Origin of the sequence: Micromonospora orduensis (assembly GCF_006228125.1) — a bacterium.
GTDB lineage: Bacteria > Actinomycetota > Actinomycetes > Mycobacteriales > Micromonosporaceae > Micromonospora > Micromonospora orduensis.
Genome location: NZ_VDFY01000230.1, coordinates 22,037 through 37,566 on the forward strand (window position 1 = coordinate 22,037; position 15,530 = coordinate 37,566).

General features: G+C 72.0%; 17 protein-coding genes. 10 read left to right on the forward strand and 7 right to left on the reverse strand.

Going from position 1 to position 15,530, the window contains the following annotated elements:
* Window positions 1-11 precede the first annotated feature (11 nt).
* Entirely contained in the window at window positions 12-1,253 is a 1,242-nt protein-coding gene (locus FHG89_RS25860) for a DUF1501 domain-containing protein (RefSeq protein WP_139587012.1), read from the forward strand.
* On the opposite strand, the gene FHG89_RS25865 is transcribed toward FHG89_RS25860, so the two are convergent.
* Window positions 1,250-1,873, reverse strand: a complete 624-nt coding sequence (locus FHG89_RS25865) for a hypothetical protein (protein WP_139587013.1) — start codon at window positions 1,871-1,873, stop codon at window positions 1,250-1,252. The two genes, FHG89_RS25860 and FHG89_RS25865, sit on opposite strands and share 4 nt — an antisense overlap.
* Window positions 1,874-1,886: 13 nt before the next feature.
* Complete coding sequence (locus FHG89_RS25870; protein ID WP_139587014.1) at window positions 1,887-2,468, reverse strand: DNA-3-methyladenine glycosylase I; 582 nt, start codon at window positions 2,466-2,468, stop codon at window positions 1,887-1,889.
* Between the two features lie 136 nt (window positions 2,469-2,604).
* Between FHG89_RS25870 and FHG89_RS25875 the strand changes: the two genes are divergently transcribed.
* Window positions 2,605-3,498 carry a sterol desaturase family protein gene (locus tag FHG89_RS25875; protein ID WP_139587015.1) on the forward strand — a complete coding sequence of 298 codons (894 nt, stop codon included), beginning with the start codon at window positions 2,605-2,607 and terminating at the stop codon, window positions 3,496-3,498.
* On the opposite strand, the gene FHG89_RS25880 is transcribed toward FHG89_RS25875, so the two are convergent.
* Both FHG89_RS25880 and FHG89_RS25885 read right to left on the reverse strand, forming a co-directional pair.
* Window positions 3,443-3,940 (reverse strand): SRPBCC family protein, encoded by a 498-nt coding sequence (locus tag FHG89_RS25880; protein ID WP_139587016.1) that lies wholly within the window; start codon window positions 3,938-3,940, stop codon window positions 3,443-3,445. The genes FHG89_RS25875 and FHG89_RS25880 overlap by 56 nt on opposite strands.
* Window positions 3,937-4,524, reverse strand: coding sequence for a DivIVA domain-containing protein (locus tag FHG89_RS25885; protein ID WP_139587017.1), 588 nt, complete (start codon window positions 4,522-4,524; stop codon window positions 3,937-3,939). The genes FHG89_RS25880 and FHG89_RS25885 overlap by 4 nt, the downstream gene beginning before the upstream one ends.
* Window positions 4,525-4,675: 151 nt before the next feature.
* Between FHG89_RS25885 and folP the strand changes: the two genes are divergently transcribed.
* Window positions 4,676-5,545, forward strand: coding sequence for a dihydropteroate synthase (folP, locus tag FHG89_RS25890; RefSeq protein ID WP_139587018.1), 870 nt, complete (start codon window positions 4,676-4,678; stop codon window positions 5,543-5,545).
* 67 nt (window positions 5,546-5,612) lie between these two features.
* On the opposite strand, the gene ndhC is transcribed toward folP, so the two are convergent.
* The gene (gene ndhC, locus FHG89_RS25895) at window positions 5,613-5,990 is read right to left on the reverse strand and encodes an NADH-quinone oxidoreductase subunit A (RefSeq protein ID WP_139587019.1); all 378 of its coding nucleotides are present in this window, start codon (window positions 5,988-5,990) and stop codon (window positions 5,613-5,615) included.
* A gap of 129 nt (window positions 5,991-6,119) precedes the next feature.
* Between ndhC and FHG89_RS25900 the strand changes: the two genes are divergently transcribed.
* The 3 genes from FHG89_RS25900 to FHG89_RS25910 all read left to right on the forward strand — a co-directional run bounded on the left by FHG89_RS25900 (window position 6,120) and on the right by FHG89_RS25910 (window position 10,714).
* Window positions 6,120-7,550 (forward strand): hypothetical protein, encoded by a 1,431-nt coding sequence (locus FHG89_RS25900; protein ID WP_139587021.1) that lies wholly within the window; start codon window positions 6,120-6,122, stop codon window positions 7,548-7,550.
* A gap of 289 nt (window positions 7,551-7,839) precedes the next feature.
* Window positions 7,840-9,687: a 2-oxoacid:acceptor oxidoreductase subunit alpha gene (locus FHG89_RS25905; RefSeq protein WP_139587022.1), complete on the forward strand. Its 1,848-nt coding sequence runs from the start codon at window positions 7,840-7,842 to the stop codon at window positions 9,685-9,687.
* Window positions 9,680-10,714, forward strand: a complete 1,035-nt coding sequence (locus FHG89_RS25910) for a 2-oxoacid:ferredoxin oxidoreductase subunit beta (protein ID WP_139587023.1) — start codon at window positions 9,680-9,682, stop codon at window positions 10,712-10,714. The genes FHG89_RS25905 and FHG89_RS25910 overlap by 8 nt, the downstream gene beginning before the upstream one ends.
* 72 nt (window positions 10,715-10,786) lie before the next feature.
* Here the strand turns inward: FHG89_RS25910 and FHG89_RS25915 are convergent, their stop codons facing one another.
* The gene (locus tag FHG89_RS25915) at window positions 10,787-11,431 is read right to left on the reverse strand and encodes an FMN-dependent NADH-azoreductase (RefSeq protein WP_244295855.1); all 645 of its coding nucleotides are present in this window, start codon (window positions 11,429-11,431) and stop codon (window positions 10,787-10,789) included.
* Between the two features lie 82 nt (window positions 11,432-11,513).
* Here FHG89_RS25915 and FHG89_RS25920 point away from each other — a divergent pair, with 82 nt between their 5' ends.
* On the forward strand, window positions 11,514-11,993 hold the full coding sequence (locus tag FHG89_RS25920) for a MarR family winged helix-turn-helix transcriptional regulator (RefSeq protein WP_139587025.1): 480 nt from the start codon (window positions 11,514-11,516) through the stop codon (window positions 11,991-11,993).
* Between the two features lie 18 nt (window positions 11,994-12,011).
* Here FHG89_RS25920 and FHG89_RS25925 read toward each other — a convergent pair whose 3' ends face one another.
* Window positions 12,012-13,025 carry a potassium channel family protein gene (locus FHG89_RS25925; RefSeq protein ID WP_139587026.1) on the reverse strand — a complete coding sequence of 338 codons (1,014 nt, stop codon included), beginning with the start codon at window positions 13,023-13,025 and terminating at the stop codon, window positions 12,012-12,014.
* Between the two features lie 203 nt (window positions 13,026-13,228).
* Here FHG89_RS25925 and FHG89_RS25930 point away from each other — a divergent pair, with 203 nt between their 5' ends.
* The 3 genes from FHG89_RS25930 (at window position 13,229) to FHG89_RS25940 (ending at window position 15,429) form a co-directional block, all read left to right on the forward strand.
* Entirely contained in the window at window positions 13,229-13,726 is a 498-nt protein-coding gene (locus FHG89_RS25930; protein WP_139587027.1) for a helix-turn-helix domain-containing protein, read from the forward strand.
* Window positions 13,727-13,863: 137 nt separating this feature from the next.
* Window positions 13,864-14,463 (forward strand): ClpP family protease, encoded by a 600-nt coding sequence (locus FHG89_RS25935; RefSeq protein WP_139587028.1) that lies wholly within the window; start codon window positions 13,864-13,866, stop codon window positions 14,461-14,463.
* 204 nt (window positions 14,464-14,667) lie between these two features.
* Window positions 14,668-15,429, forward strand: coding sequence for a hypothetical protein (locus FHG89_RS25940; protein WP_139587029.1), 762 nt, complete (start codon window positions 14,668-14,670; stop codon window positions 15,427-15,429).
* Window positions 15,430-15,530: the final 101 nt, after the last annotated feature.

Sequence of the window (15,530 nt, forward strand, 5' to 3'; positions counted from 1 at the left end):
GGAGTCGAGAGATGGACACCCTGACCCGACGGAGGTTCCTGCTCACCAGCGGAGTGGTCGGCGCGGGCGCGCTGGCCGCCGGGGCCGGCGCGTACAGCCTGCGGGACCTGCTGGACACCGCGGGCGACCACGACCCACAGTCGCACACGCTGGTGCTTGTCACCCTGTACGGCGGCAACGACGGCCTGAACACCGTCATCCCGTACGGCGACCCGGCCTACCTGGCGGCCCGCCCCGAGCTGGCGTACCCGGACTCGGAGGTACGGCGGTTGGACGACGGCTTCGGCCTCAACCCGGCCCTGGAGGGCCTGCACCAGCGCTGGTCCAACGGGGGGCTGGCGATCGTGCGTGGGGTCGGCTACCCGAAGCCGGACCGCAGCCACTTCCGCTCCATGGACATCTGGCACACGGCGCAACCGGACCGGCCGGGCACCACCGGCTGGCTGGGCCGTTGGCTGGACCGGGCGGGTGGCGACCCCCGGCTGGCGGTCTCCTTCGAGCCGGCGCTGCCGCCGCTGCTGGCCGGGGAGCGCAGCGCCGGCGCCGCGGTGCCGGTGGCCGACCGCAAGGCCGCCAAGGGACTGTCGGCGCAGACGCTTGCCGCGTTCGCCGCCCCGGAGGCGGGCGAGTCGGCGGCCCGGGGACGCGCCGCCGCCTGCTTCGCCGACCTGCGCTCGGTGGACGAGATGATCCGCCAGGTACGCGACTCGGCCGACCCGGACGCGGCGGACCCGGACGGCGAGCAGGCGCCCGCCACCGCCACCGGCGGTGCGCGCACGCCGCTTGACGCGCAGCTGGACCTGGTGGCCCAGTGCGTCGAGGCGGGGGTGTCCACCCGGGTCTTCTCGGTGTCGCTGGGCGGCTTCGACACGCACGCCGACGAGAAGCAGTTGCAGGCCGTCCTGCTGGGGCAGGTGGACCGGGCGTTGACCGGGTTCGCCGACCGGATGGCCCGCAGCGAGGCTGGCCGCAAGGTGGTGGTGGCGGTCTACTCCGAGTTCGGCCGCCGGGTGAAGGCCAACGCCTCGGACGGCACCGACCACGGCACCGCGTCGGACATGCTGCTGCTCGGCGCCGGGGTACGCGGCGGCTGGCACGGCGAGGCGCCCAGCCTCACCGACCTCGACGACGGCGACCTGAAATACACCACCGACTTCCGGGACGTCTACGCGACGCTGCTGGAACGGGTGCTGGGCACCGACCCGGGCCCGGTGCTCGCCGACTGGCGGGGGCGCCTGGACAAGCTGTTCTAGTCGTCCTCTTCCGGGTCCTGGTTGGCCTCCGCGCCCAGCACGAACGCCTGCATGGCCAGCTCGTCGCCAGACGGTGACACGAAGGCGGGCAGCTCACGGGGGCCCAGCTCCTGCACGTAGGACCAGAACAGGCGGACCGCCTCGGCCGGGGTGTCGGCCTCGATGGGCAGGTCGAGGCTGACCAGCCAGGTGCGTCGCGTCGGCGGCGGGCCGAGCTGGTCGGCCAGCGCCCGGAAGGCCGCCGGCTCCAGTGCGGTGACCGGCCCGTCGAGGGTGAGCAGGTCGGCCGGCACCGGCTCGTCGAAGGCCCGCCGGGTGTACGCGACGACGAGCGTCGCCGGCTCCACCGGGGCCTGCGGGTCGTCCGGGTCTTCGGAGTGTCGCTGCGCCGGCATGCTGACCCGGCCGAGCGCGACGAGCCTGGGCGGCGCGTCGGCGAGCACCGCCACCCGGTCACCCGGCCGGGGCCGGCCGACGTCGGTAAGCCCGGTCAGCTCCAGCGTGTCGTGGTGCACGAGCCGCTCGGCCTCGTACCGCTCGGCGGGCAGCAGCACGGCCCAGGTGCCCGTCCCGTCGGCGTTGCCGGCCGCACCGGCCCGGTGCGCGGTCTCGGTCGTCATGCCTGCCATCTCATCACGCCGCCGGGCCGAGGGTGACGTGACAGCCGACGATGTGATCGTCGACCATTCCGGTGGCCTGCATGAGCGCGTACGCGGTGGTGGGGCCGACGAACCGGAAGCCCCGCTTCTTGAGTGCCTTGGCCATCGCCGTCGACTCCGGGGTGATCGGCGCCAGCTCGGCGAACGAGGCGGGACGGGCGGGCCGCCGCTCCGGCGCGAACGACCAGAGCAGCGTGGACAGGCCCTCGGGCAGCTCCAACGCGGCGCGGGCGTTGGCGACCGCCGCCTCGATCTTGGCCCGGTTGCGGACGATGCCGGCGTCGGCGAGCAGCCGGGTCACGTCGGCGTCGTCGTACCGGGCGACGGTGGGGATGTGGAAGTCGTCGAAGGCGAGCCGGAACGCCGGACGCTTGCGCAGGATGGTCAGCCAGGACAGGCCGGACTGGAACGCCTCCAGGGTCATCCGCTCGTAGAGGGCGTCGTCGCCGTGCAGCGGCCGCCCCCACTCGGTGTCGTGGTAGACGGCGTAGTCGGGGGTGCTCGCTCCCCAGGCGCAGCGGGCCAGCCCGTCGGCGCCGATCACCAGGTCAGTCACCTCGACCACGCTAGGCCATCGCACCGACAGCCCATTGCCACCGGCCGCCCGGCTGCCTATGGTTCTTGTTACCGGCCGGTAGGACGGGTCACCCACAGGTGCTCCCCCGCCGCCGACGGGCACTGGAGGTGGCGCGATGAAGGAGTTCCCGGACGTCATCGCCTGGTCGATCCCGGCCTTCCTGCTGCTCATCGTGCTGGAGCGGGTGTCCTACCTGCTGCACCGCGACGACGACGAGGTCGGCTACGGCGGCGCGGACACCGCCACCAGCCTGGCGATGGGGCTGGGCAGCGTCTTCACCGACCTGCTCTGGAAGGTGCCGATCGCCGCCGCGTACGCGCTGCTCTACGCGCTCACCCCGCTGCGGGTGGCCGAGGTCTGGTGGACCTGGCCGCTGATCCTGCTCGCGCAGGACTTCTTCTACTACTGGTCGCACCGGGGCCACCACGTGATCAGGATCCTGTGGGCCTCGCACGTGGTGCACCACTCGTCGCAGCGGTTCAACCTCTCCACCGCGCTGCGCCAACCGTGGACCGGCCTGACCAGCTGGCTCTTCTACATCCCGCTGATCCTCATCGGCGTACACCCGGCGGTGGTGGCGTTCTGCGGATCGGTCAACCTGCTCTACCAGTTCTGGATCCACACCGAGCGCATCGACAAGATGCCGCGCTGGTACGAGTTCGTGTTCAACACCCCGTCGCACCACCGGGTGCACCACGCCTCGCAGGGCGGCTACCTGGACCGCAACTTCGGCGGCATCCTGATCGTCTGGGACCGCTTGTTCGGCTCGTTCGCGCCGGAGCGGGAGCGCTGCGTGTACGGGCTCACCAAGAACGTCGGCAGCTACAACCCGGTCCGGGTGGCCTTCCACGAGTACGCGTCGATCGGCCGGGACCTGCGCTCCGCGGCGAGCTGGCGGCAGCGCGCCGGGCACCTGTTCCGGGCGCCGGGATGGCAGCCGACGCCGGGCGCGCTCAGGGCAGCCGGCCCTGCTCGACCAGACGGGCGAACCTCTTCAGCGCCTGGGTGAGGCCGAGCTTGGAGCCGGGCCACAGCACCGGCCACGCCAGCCGGCCGGCCCGGCCGCCCGGCAGATGGAACCACTCGTGCCAGACGACCTGGGTGCGGGCCCGGTCCAGTTGGGTGCAGCGCAGCACACCCGGGCCGCGCAGCAACTGGCCGTAGTGCACGACGCCGATCTCGTACGGCTCGTCGACCCGGACGACCCGCATCTCGTCACGCAGGGTCGCCCGCCCGAGCGCGGTCACCGCCTCGATCCGGCTGCCCTCACGGCCGTCGCCCTCGACGACGCGCACCCGGGTGAAGGGGATCCAGTCGGACTGGCGCTCCCAGGCCAGCAACGCCGCGAAGACCCGTTCCGCCGGGGCGTCGACGATGACGGTGGCGGTCACCTCGCCGGCGCCGGGTTGGGCCGCCTCCCGGAGATCGTCGGCGCCCTCCGGGCCGGTCACGCCGACTCCGACCGGACCACCGCGTCGTTCCGGCTGGTGTCGTCGTCGGCGGGGGCCACGCCGTCCGCGTCCGCCGCCGAGGAGGTGGCGTCGGCCCGCCCGTCGGCGTCGGTCGAGCCGAGCGGGGCCGCCGGCTCGACGTCGTCGGCGGGAGTCGCCCCGTCGATGGGGGCCGCGCCGTCGGCGTCGGCCGGGGAGGAGGTGGCGTCCGGCTGCTCGGCCGCGCTGGCCGACTGTTCGCGGGCCTTGCGCAGCACGTCCGCGTCGGCGGTACGGCCCTCACGCAACGCGATGACCTCCGACTCCAGTACGCCGATCAGCTCCGACTTGTAGCCGATGTCGTACGCGGCGCGACGCATCGCCTGGTCGACCTGAGCCATCCGGTACCCGCGCAGGCCGGTGTCGAAACGGACCGCGCCCACATCGGATTCGCGCAACGGCCGGGTGCCGGGCAGCGGCACGGCCTGGGAATCCGGCTCGGCCGGCACCAGGCCGGGATCGCGACCGCTGACCAGCACCGTCACGCCGAAAACCACCGCCGCGACGGTCAACGCCACGACCAGGAGGAGCAGAAGCTGACCCATGCACTGATCGTGGCACGACCGCCGGCCGGTAGCGACCCCACCACCCCGATCACGATCGGCGTCCACGGCGCACTGCGGTGCGGCCGTCCGACCGGCTAGCGTCGGGACGCACCGACGCGGCGGCGCCGGTGCGGATCTTCAGGAGGCGGGCATGGCCGGGGCGCTTCGGCTGGGTGGGCGGACGTTCGCCCCGGACGAGCTGGTGGTGATGGCGATCGTCAACCGCACACCGGACTCGTTCTTCGACCGGGGCGCCACCTTCGCCGCCGACAGCGCGCTGCGCGCGGTCGAGCGAGCGGTGGACGAGGGCGCGGCCATCATCGACATCGGCGGGGTGAAGGCCGGCCCCGGCGCCGAGGTGGACGTCGCCGAGGAGATCCGGCGCACGGTGGACACCATCGCCGCCGTCCGGGCCGCGTTCCCGGAGGTGGTGATCTCCATCGACACCTGGCGCGCCGAGGTGGCGACGGAGGCGGTGGCCGCCGGCGCGGACCTGCTCAACGACACCTGGTCGGGCGCCGACCCGGCGCTGGCCCGGGTGGCCGCGCAGACCGGCGCGGGCCTGGTCTGCTCACACGCGGGCGGGCTGGTCCCGCGGACCCGCCCACACCGGGCCGCGTTCGACGACGTGGTGGCCGACGTGGTCGCGACGGTGGCCGGGCTCGCCGAGGGCGCGGTGGCGGCGGGGGTACGCCCCGACGGCATCCTCATCGACCCGGCGCACGACTTCGGCAAGAACACCCGGCACTCGCTGGAGATAACCCGCCGGCTGGACGAGCTGACCGGGACGGGTTGGCCGGTGCTGGTGGCGCTCTCCAACAAGGACTTCATCGGCGAGACGCTCGACCTGCCGGTGACCGAGCGGCTGGAGGGGACGCTCGCCGCCACGGCGGTCTCCGCCTGGCTGGGCGCCCGGGTGTTCCGGGCCCATCAGGTGGCGCCCACCCGCCGGGTGCTGGACATGGTGGCCTCGATCCGCGGTGACCGGCCGCCCGCGGCGACCCGCCGGGGTCTGGCCTGACCGGTCGTCGCCGTAACCGGCCGCGAACGGTCGGGCGGACCGGCACGATCGCCGGAGGCCACGACGGTCACGTCCAGCGCAGGATGTTCCTACGCCAGGCGTAGAGGATGCCCAGCGCCAGCACCGCCACGAACACCGCCATCTCCACCACCGTCACCAGGCCGAAGCCCGGCCGGTCGAAGACCACCGCCCACGGGAAGAGAAACACCGCCTCGACTGCGAACAGCACGTACAGGTAGGCGTACACGTAGTAGCGGATCTGCATCTGGGCCCAGTCCGCGCCGACCGGGTCGAGCCCGCACTCGTAGCTGGTCCGCTTGCCGGGTGGGTCGGCCGGACGCGCGGGCCGTAACACCCGGTTGGCCGAGAACGCCACTACAAAGAACAGGACGCTGGCGAGCAGAAGGAGCCCGAGCGTCGCGTACGAGCCCAGGTAACCGGTCACATCGGGCAGCCTACCGGTCAGCCGGAGCGGCCGTCCCAAACACGTTACGGATTTGTTTCCGGACGGGACTAGTGCACCGGGGCAACTGTTACCGAATACTGGACTCCCACCCATGTCACCGGAGGACAGATGGCCCGCGTGAAGGTCTCGCCCGATCGCCGGGCCGCAGGGCCGCGCCCCGCAACACTGCTGGCGGCCTCGCTGGCGGTGGGTCTGCTGGCGGCGCTCGCCGTGGCGCCGGCGCTGGCGAGTGCGGCGGCGCCGCGCGCGTACCCGGTCGTCGTGGCGGCGACCGACCCGGTGAGCGAACCGGAGACGAACCCGGAGACCACACCGGCGCAGGAGCCCACCCCGACCGGGGACCCGGGCGGCAATCCGGTGCCCACCGAGCCGGCCCCGGAGACCACCGCGCCACCGCCGGAGACGACCCCGCCGGCGCCGGTGACCACCGCACCGGAGGTGCCCCCGGCGCCGACGACCACCGCCCCCGCGCCGGGCGGCACGAACGGGCCCTCGACCCGTCCGCCGGCCCCGCCGGGACCTCCCGCCGGTCCCCCGGGTACGCCGCCGAGCCCGCTCGGCGTACAGGTCACCACCGAGGACATCACCCTCACCCGGGCGTACTGGAACGCGGCCAGCACGGCGGCCACGCTGCGCGTCACGCTTAGCAACACCGGCACGACGACGCAGCGGATTCGACTCTCGTACACCCTGCCCGCCGGCCTGACCGACGCCGGGACGAAGGGCTGCGCCGCCGTGGGTGGCGGCACCTACCGGTGCGGGGCCTGGACGGCCGGCGTGGGCGCGCGGTTCAGCAGCCTCCTGCGGCTCCGGGTGGCGGGCGACGCGTGGAAGCTGATGCCCCTGAGCGGCTCGGTCCGGGTCACCGCGGACGCGCCGGGCGTGACCGGCGAGGCGACCGACAACCAGGGCTTCGCGGTGCTCTTTCCGCCCGGCCCGCCGGTGCCCGGGATCTCGCTCGACGCCGACGAGGTGGCCTTCGACATCAGTGGCGCGGCGAGCACCCTCGCGGTCCAGCTCGGCAACACAGGCACGGTGGACGCCGCCGGCCGGATCGAGGTGGTCCTGCCGGCCGGGGTGAGCGTCCCGACCGCACCGGACGGCTGCGTGGCGGTCGACCTCACGCGGGTCCGGTGCGGCGCCGGCACGGTGCCGGCGGACGGGACCACCGAGCTGCGGCTCCCGGTGGAGGCGACGCCCGAGGCGCAGCGCGAGGCGCCGCTGTCCGGCGCGGTGATCGGCCAGCTCGACCCGCGCAGCGGCCCGACGCGTCAGGTGCAGATGAGCTTCCGGATCACGGCCGCGGCGGCCCTGGCCACCCCTGTGGTGTCGCCGCCCGCGCCGACCGGCTCGCAGGGCGTACTCCCGGCCGGAGGGGCCACCGGTAACGGCGGGATGTCGTCGGTGCAGCGCACCGCGATCATCCTGATCGCGGTCTCCGCGCTGCTGGTGGTGCTGGCCCTCACGCTCGCCACCACCTCGCTGCGGCGCCGGCTGCGTGACCCGGCGCCGGATCCGAGCCCCGCGCCCACGGACTGACGGACGTCGTTCGGCGCGGGATCCAGGTGATCTGGATTACGGCGTGCCGGGCGAAACGTCGTAATAGCGCGCAAATCACGGCCCATTCCGGTCCCAGTCGGCGGACCTCCGGGGAGGCTCGGGGGTCTGTTCGACGTAGGCTCTCGGGTGAGGAACGACAGCGACCGGACCACCTGGGGCGGTGCGGTGCAACGTTGCGTCAAGGAGGTCCCGTGGCCGGGCAAGGCGAGGTCACCATCATGTTCAGCCGCCCGCGCGACCGCGCGCAGCGAAGCGAGGTGCAGGCACAGTGACCAAGCAGATCCGTCAACTCGACCGGGTGGTCATCCGGTTCGCCGGTGACTCCGGTGACGGCATGCAGCTGACCGGCGACCGGTTCACCTCGGAGACGGCGCAGCTCGGCAACGACATCTCCACGCTACCCAACTTCCCCGCCGAGATCCGGGCCCCCGCCGGGACCCTGCCCGGTGTGTCCAGCTTCCAGGTGCACTTCGCCGACTACGACATCCTCACCCCGGGCGACGCGCCAAACGTGCTGGTGGCGATGAACCCGGCGGCGCTCAAGGCCAACCTGGCCGACCTGCCGCGCGGCGCGGACATCATCGTCAACACCGACGAGTTCACCAAGCGCAACCTGACAAAGGTCGGCTACCAGACCAGCCCGCTCGACGACGACTCGCTGGCCGGCTACGTCGTGCACCCGGTGGCGCTGACCTCGATGACGGTCGGCGCGCTGGCCGCGTACCAGGTGTCCAAGAAGGACGCCGAGCGGTCGAAGAACATGTTCGCGCTCGGCCTGCTCTCCTGGATGTACTCCCGGCCGTACGAGTCGACGCTGCGCTTCCTGGAGCGCAAGTTCGCGGCCCGTCCGGAGCTCGTCGCGGCGAACGTGGCCGCGTTCAAGGCCGGCTGGAACTTCGGCGAGACGACCGAGGACTTCGCGGTCCGCTACGAGGTCAAGCCGGCGAAGATGCACCCGGGCACCTACCGCAACATCACCGGAAACGCGGCGCTCTCGCTGGGTCTGGTGGCCGCCGGGGTCCGCTCCGGCCTGCCGGTCTTCCTCGGGGCGTACCCGATCACGCCGGCGTCGGACATCCTGCACGAGCTGAGCAAGCACAAGCGGTTCGGCGTGCTCACCATGCAGGCCGAGGACGAGATCGCGGCCGTCGGCGCCGCTCTTGGCGCATCTTACGGCGGGTCGCTCGGCGTGACCACCACCAGCGGCCCGGGCGTCGCGCTCAAGAGCGAGACGATCTCCCTCGCGGTGGCCCTGGAGCTGCCGCTGGTGATCGTGGACGTGCAGCGCGCCGGCCCGTCGACCGGTATGCCGACCAAGACCGAGCAGGCCGACCTCAACATGGCGCTCTACGGCCGCCACGGCGAGGCGCCCGTCGCGGTGATCGCGCCGAAGTCGCCGTCGGACTGCTTCTTCGCGGCGCTGGAGGCGGCGCGGATCGCGCTCACCTACCGCACTCCGGTGATCCTGCTGTCCGACAACTACGTCGCCAACGGCTCCGAGCCGTGGCTGTTGCCGGACGTGGAGTCGCTGCCCGACCTGCGGGTCGAGTTCGCCACCAGGCCCAACGGCGACGACGGCACCACCTTCCTGCCCTACCTGCGCGACCCGGAGACGCTTGCCCGCCCGTGGGCGATCCCCGGCACCGCGGGGCTGGAGCACCGGATCGGCGGGCTGGAGAAGGCCGACAAGACCGGTGACATCTCGTACGACCCGGCCAACCACGACTTCATGGTGCGTACCCGGGCCGCCCGCATCGAGACGATCCCGGTGCCGGACATCGAGGTGGAGGACCCGGACGGCGACGCCCGGGTGCTGGTGCTCGGCTGGGGCTCGACGTACGGGCCGATCGGCGCGGCCTGCCGCGGCCTGCGCCAGCGCGGCCTGTCCATCGCCCAGGCGCACCTGCGGCACCTGGCCCCGATGCCGGCCAACCTCGGTGAGGTGCTGCGCTCCTACGACAAGGTGGTCATCCCGGAGATGAACCTGGGCCAGCTCGCCCACGTCATCCGGGCCCGCTACCTGGTCGACGCGATCAGCTACAACCAGGTCCGCGGCCTGCCGTTCACGGCCGCCGAGCTGGAGACGACGCTGGAAGAGGTCCTGAAGAATGTCTGAGCCCGTCGCTCTCAAGCTCACCGCGAAGGACTTCAAGTCCGACCAGGAGGTGCGCTGGTGCCCCGGTTGCGGTGACTACGCGATCCTGGCGGCGATCCAGCAGTTCATGCCGGAGCTGAACATCCCCCGGGAGCGGACCGTCTTCGTCTCCGGGATCGGCTGCTCGTCGCGCTTCCCGTACTACATGAACACGTACGGGATGCACTCGATCCACGGTCGTGCCCCGGCGATCGCGACCGGCCTGTCGGTGTCCCGTCCGGACCTGTCGGTCTGGGTGGTCACCGGCGACGGCGACGCCCTCTCCATCGGTGGCAACCACCTGATCCACGCGCTGCGGCGCAACGTCAACCTCAAGATCCTGCTGTTCAACAACCGGATCTACGGCCTGACCAAGGGTCAGTACTCTCCCACCTCCGAGGTCGGCAAGATCACCAAGTCGACGCCGGCCGGCTCGGCGGACGCCCCGTTCAACCCGATCTCCCTCGCCCTCGGCGCGGAGGCCAGTTTCGTCGGCCGGACCATCGACTCCGACCGCAAGCACCTCCAGTCGGTGCTGCGGGCCGCCGCCGAGCACCAGGGCTCGGCGTTCGTGGAGATCTACCAGAACTGCAACATCTTCAACGACGGTGCGTTCGACCAGCTCAAGGACCCGACCACCCGGGACGACTACCTGATCCGCCTGGAGCACGGCCAGCCGATCACCTTCGGGGCCGACGGGCGGTTCTGCGTGGTGCACCCGCCGGGTGGCTTCGGCCTGGAGGTCCGGGAGACCAGCTCGGTCCGTCCGGAGGAGATCGTCGTGCACGACGCGACCGTCACCGACCCGGCGTACGCGTTCGCGCTGTCCCGGCTGCCCGGCCTGGACCTGCGCAACACCCCGATCGGGGTGTTCCGCTCGGTGGACCGGCCGTCCTACGACAGCGTGGTGCAGAGCCAGCTGGCCGCCGCGAAGGCGGAGGTCACCGAGACTCCCGAGCAGCAGCTCGCCGGGCTGCTGGGCAGCGGCGACACCTGGACCATCCTCTGACCCGCCCGACCTGACGAGAGCGGCCGTCCCCGACCCGGGGGACGGCCGCTCTCGGTTTTGACGGGCGCTGCCTCAGCGCTGGGCCGAGGCCGGCACCCAGAGGTTGTCGATCTCCTTCTCGGCCGCCGCGAGGCTCGCCTCGTGCAGCGGGATCAGCTCGGCCATCGCCGGTACCGAGGGCGCCAGGGTCAGCTCGGCGTGGATGAAGCGCGGCTCCAGGCCGGTCATCGACAGGCCGTGCGGGAGCCACTGCTCCGCGTGGTCCCAGCCGTGCCGGGGAGTGCCCTCGCCGTAGCCGCCACCCCGGCTGGCCAGCACCACGAACTCGCGTCCACCGAGCAGGCCCTCCTGCGTCGTCGGGTCGTAGGTGAGGCCGGCGACGATCAGGTGGTCGACCCAGGACTTGACGCTGCTGGGCGCGCCGTAGTTGTAGAGGGGCAGGCCGAGCAGCACCACGTCGGCCCGCTTCACCTCGTCGACCAGCCGCTCGCTGAGCTCCCAGGACTCGCGCTGGGCCGGGGTGTGCTGGTCCGGCGGCGTCATCCGAGCCAGTCCGCCGTCCGCGTCGAGGTGCGGAAGCGGCTCGGCGCCGAGGTCCCGGTACTCCACCGTGCCGTCCGGGTGGGCCGCACGCCATGCGGCGGCCGCGCGCGCGGTGAGCCGCCGGCTGATCGACCACTCGCCGCGGATGCTTGAGTCGATATGCAGTAGGTTCATCATTCCCCCTCTAGGGATCGTCTGTGTAGCGCCAACTATTTATAGCAGGCAGATGTTCCAACTCCTCGGTAGACTGGGTCACATGTCGGCCCTGGCCCCAGATCCCTCGGAGCACCGCTCGGGCGCGCTGCTGGACCACCTCGCCCGGCGAATGCGGCTGCGATCCGAGTCGGTTTTGGCGCCGCTGGGCCTGCGACCACGGCATCTGGTCGCGCTCACCGTGCTGCGCGACGGCGGCGGCAGCAGTCAGCAGGCACTCGCCAGCACCCTGGAAATGGACAGCACGAACATCGTCGGGCTGCTCAACGACCTGGAAGCGAAGCACCTGATCGAGCGTCGACGCTCACCCGAGGACCGCCGACGACACGTCGTCGAGCTGACCGAAGATGGTGCGAAACACCTCAAAGAGGCCGAATGCGCCCTGGCCAGCGCCGAGGACGAGGTGCTGGCCGCACTGGAGCCCGCCGAACGGGAGACGCTCTACGAGCTGCTCCGGCGGGCCGCCTCCACGACACCTGTCATCTGCACCGAAGCGCTCCGCGCGGACGTCGACAACTGCTGACGCCGCTGCGGCAGGGGGTCAGACCGTCGCGGTCGACTGGGGGCGGTCGTCACGTACGTGCACCAGCATGTCGCCGGTCTCGATCACCGCACCGGCCCGATCGGCCAGGGTGACCACCTTGCCCCGACGTACCAGGGCGATCACCAGCGACTCCAGCTCGCGGGGCGACCGACCCACCTCGTCCCGCTCCGCCGACCGCATCGCCAGCGCCATACCCTGACCCGGGGTGAGCAGGTCCTCCACCACGTCGATCAGCGGCGGCGCCGAGGTGGACAGGCCGAGCAGGCGACCCGCGGTGGCCGAGGAGACGATCACGTGGTGCGCGCCGCTCTGCTTGAGCAGCGGCGCGTTCTCCGCCTCACGGGCCGCCGCGATGATCCGGACCTGCCCGGCGGTGAGCTGCCGTACGGTAAGCGCCACAAGCACCGACGCGTCGTCGCTGTCGGTCGCGATGATCACGGCCTTCGCGTTGTGGACGTGCGCCTCGTTCAGCACCGACGACCGGGTCGCCGACCCCTCGATCGCCACCAGACCGGCCGAGGTGGCCTGCCGCAGGGCGGCGGCGCTGCGCTCCACCACGACGATGCGGGAGCGGTCCAGACCGTTCTCCAGCAGGGCGGAGACCGCGCTACGCCCCTTGGTGCCGTAGCCACAGATGATGACGTGGTCCTTCACGGTTCTCCTCCACCGCGACAGGCGACGGCCGGTCCGGTACTGCTCGGTCAGGACTTCCAGGGTGGTGCCGACCAGGATGATCAGGAAGAGCACCCGGGCGGGCGTGACGAAGAGGACGTTGACCATCCGGGCCGACTGGGAGGCCGGCGTGATGTCGCCGTAGCCGGTGGTGGAGAGCGACACGACCGCGTAGTAGAAGCAGTCGAGCAGGGTCAGGCCGTCCTCGTTGACGTCACGGTAGCCGTCCCGGCCCACGTAGACCGCGGCGACCACGGCGAAGACCAGGCCCAGGGCAGCGGCGAGCCGGAGGCTCAGCGCGCTCAGTGGGCCCCGGCGCTGCGCGGGAAAATGGATCACCGTCGAACCTGCTCCCCCGCCGTCGCATGCACGAGCACAACATAGCGGGTACGCCGCAGACCGCACGTCCGGGTTGCGCAGGGACAACCGAGCCCGGCCCCGCGCGCCGAGCGGCGGCGCGCGCCCGCACGGGCAGCCGGCTGGCCCGGCAACGGGCATGATGGGGATGTCCCCCGGACGACGACCGCGAGAGTGAGGCCCGCATGTCGTTGCTGCGACGAGTGATCGGCGGGGTGCTGCGGCGCCACCGCCAGCGTCAGGGCCGCACGCTGCGCGAGGTGGCCGAGTCGGCCGACGTCTCGGTGCCCTACCTCTCGGAGGTCGAGCGGGGCCGAAAGGAGGCCTCCTCGGAGGTGCTGGCGGCGATCTGCCGAGCGCTCGGCATCAGCCTCGCCGACCTGCTCGGGGAAGCCCGCGACGACATGCGCAGGGTCGAGCCCCGCCTCCCGGCCGCACCGCGCGCCGCGCTCACCCACCTGGAGCGGGTCGACGCGACTCGACGCGAGATCGGCAACGCCACCCTGCTGGTGGGTCCACTCGGCGGCAGGCTGGTCCTGCAGCGACTGCCCAAGGCCGGCGAGCCAACCATGCGTGTCGGCGCGACGGCCTCCGCTGGTGGCTCGCACCCCGGCCCGCGTACCCCTTGCCTGGCTGGCGGCGGGTCGACCTCGCTGGGCGCGCTGCGGCTGACCGCCGCGTAGGCCGCGCGGGTTCTGCCGTCGGCGGATCTGCCGGCGGCAGAATCACTGGGCCGGCCACCGCCGTCGCCCGCACGCTGGAGGGGCCGGTCCACCGGGCGGTCCCCACCGCCCGCCGGCACGGTGGAAGGCGGCGGCACATGATCGGGTACGGCGTGCGGATGCTGGACGGTGGGCAGCCGTCCTTCGGTGATCAGGTGTTCGAGCGGCTGCTGCGGGAGCGGATCGTCTTCCTCGGCACCGAGGTGACCGAGGAGTCGGCCAACCAGATCTGCGCGCAGATCCTGCTGCTCGCCGCCGAGGACGCCGATCGGGACATCTACCTCTACATCAACTCACCGGGCGGTTCGGTGAGCGGGGGGATGGCCGTCTACGACACGATGCGCTACGTCCGCAACGACGTGGCCACGCTGGCACTCGGGTTCGCCGGCTCGATGGGGCAGTTCCTGCTCTGCGCGGGCACGGCCGGCAAGCGGTACGCGCTGCCGCACTCGCGGATCATGATGCACCAGCCGTCCGGTGGGATGGGCGGCACCGCCTCGGACATCACCATCCAGGCCGAGAACATGCTGCACGTGAAGCGGACCATGCAGGAGCTGATCGCCCAGCACAGTGGACGGACGCTTGATGAGATCCAGCGGGACTGGGACCGGGACCGCTGGTTCACAGCCGAGCAGGCCCGGGAGTACGGGCTCATCGACCAGGTGCTCGCCCGGGCCGAACAGCTGCCGGGGGTCTGACGCGTGGCTCCTACGTCACCCGGCCCCGCGCGGTAGGCAACGACGCGATCACGCTGGCGCTCGGGTTCGCCCGCACGACGGGGCGGTTCCTGCTGTGCGCGGTCACAGCCGGCAAGCGGTACGCGCTGAGCGGGCCGTCGGCGGGAGGCTGCACCTCGACCAGGCGGGCAAAATAAGTGGCGGCGGCCCGTTAGGGTCACCTCCATGCGTCGATTGATCCCTGTCCTGTCGATCGCCCTCGCCGCTCTCGTAGCCGGCTGTGGCACCACCTCCTCGGGCGACTCCGCAGCGACCACGCCGAACGCGACACCGTCCAAGCTCGACCCGGTCGCCACGATCCAGCAGGCCATGAACCGCAGCTTCTCCGGCACGGTCACCATGGACGCCTCGGTCAAGGCCGGCTCCAAGGCCCTCACGCTCAACGGCAAGATGGACCCCGCCGCGAAGGCGCTCCAGGTCACCGGCGAGGCACCGGAGCCGATGGAGGCCCGGCTGATCGGCGACACCGCCTACATCAAGATGGATTCGGGTGACGGCGGCAAGCCGTGGAAGAAGCTCGACCTCACCAAGCTCAAGCCGGGCAGCTCCCTGCGGCAGTCCTTCGACCTGAAGACGCAGACCGGCATCGTCGGCGGCATCGTGTCCGCCGAGGAGACCGGCGGCGGCCGTTACACAGGCACCGCCGACCTGAACAAGGCAGCCACCGCCGCCGGCACCGACGGCGGAATGCGGGAGGGCCTCGAGTCGTCCGCGAAGCTCGCGAAGGAACCGACGGCGATTCCGTTCGAGGCCACTGTCGACGCCGAGGGCCGCCTCACCGCGCTCTCCTACACGATCGCCACGAAGAGCCTCGGTGACCTGGTCACCGACATGCGGATGAGCGGCTTCGGCGAGACCGTCACCGTCACCGCCCCGCCCGCCAAGGACACCGAGGCGGCCGCCGAGGAGATGTACAAGTACTTCTGACGCCGCTCGCCACGTCTTCGAGATCCGCGCGGTTTCGGGGAAGGTGTCGCCTCCGGCCATCGTGAGGCGGCACCTCCCTGACGTTACGCAGATCTTGTTCT

Bases quoted from the DNA above. Each gene is read 5' to 3' on its own strand.
- FHG89_RS25915 (WP_244295855.1), bottom strand. From the start codon at position 11,431: ATGAACCTACTGCATATCGACTCAAGCATCCGCGGCGAGTGGTCGATC.
- FHG89_RS25900 (WP_139587021.1), top strand. From the start codon at position 6,120: ATGGCCCGCGTGAAGGTCTCGCCCGATCGCCGGGCCGCAGGGCCGCGC.
- folP (WP_139587018.1), top strand. From the start codon at position 4,676: ATGGCCGGGGCGCTTCGGCTGGGTGGGCGGACGTTCGCCCCGGACGAG.
- FHG89_RS25920 (WP_139587025.1), top strand. From the start codon at position 11,514: ATGTCGGCCCTGGCCCCAGATCCCTCGGAGCACCGCTCGGGCGCGCTG.
- FHG89_RS25930 (WP_139587027.1), top strand. From the start codon at position 13,229: ATGTCGTTGCTGCGACGAGTGATCGGCGGGGTGCTGCGGCGCCACCGC.
- FHG89_RS25860 (WP_139587012.1), top strand. From the start codon at position 12: ATGGACACCCTGACCCGACGGAGGTTCCTGCTCACCAGCGGAGTGGTC.
- FHG89_RS25910 (WP_139587023.1), top strand. From the start codon at position 9,680: ATGTCTGAGCCCGTCGCTCTCAAGCTCACCGCGAAGGACTTCAAGTCC.
- FHG89_RS25885 (WP_139587017.1), bottom strand. From the start codon at position 4,524: ATGGGTCAGCTTCTGCTCCTCCTGGTCGTGGCGTTGACCGTCGCGGCG.
- FHG89_RS25940 (WP_139587029.1), top strand. From the start codon at position 14,668: ATGCGTCGATTGATCCCTGTCCTGTCGATCGCCCTCGCCGCTCTCGTA.
- FHG89_RS25935 (WP_139587028.1), top strand. From the start codon at position 13,864: ATGATCGGGTACGGCGTGCGGATGCTGGACGGTGGGCAGCCGTCCTTC.
- FHG89_RS25875 (WP_139587015.1), top strand. From the start codon at position 2,605: ATGAAGGAGTTCCCGGACGTCATCGCCTGGTCGATCCCGGCCTTCCTG.
- FHG89_RS25865 (WP_139587013.1), bottom strand. From the start codon at position 1,873: ATGACGACCGAGACCGCGCACCGGGCCGGTGCGGCCGGCAACGCCGAC.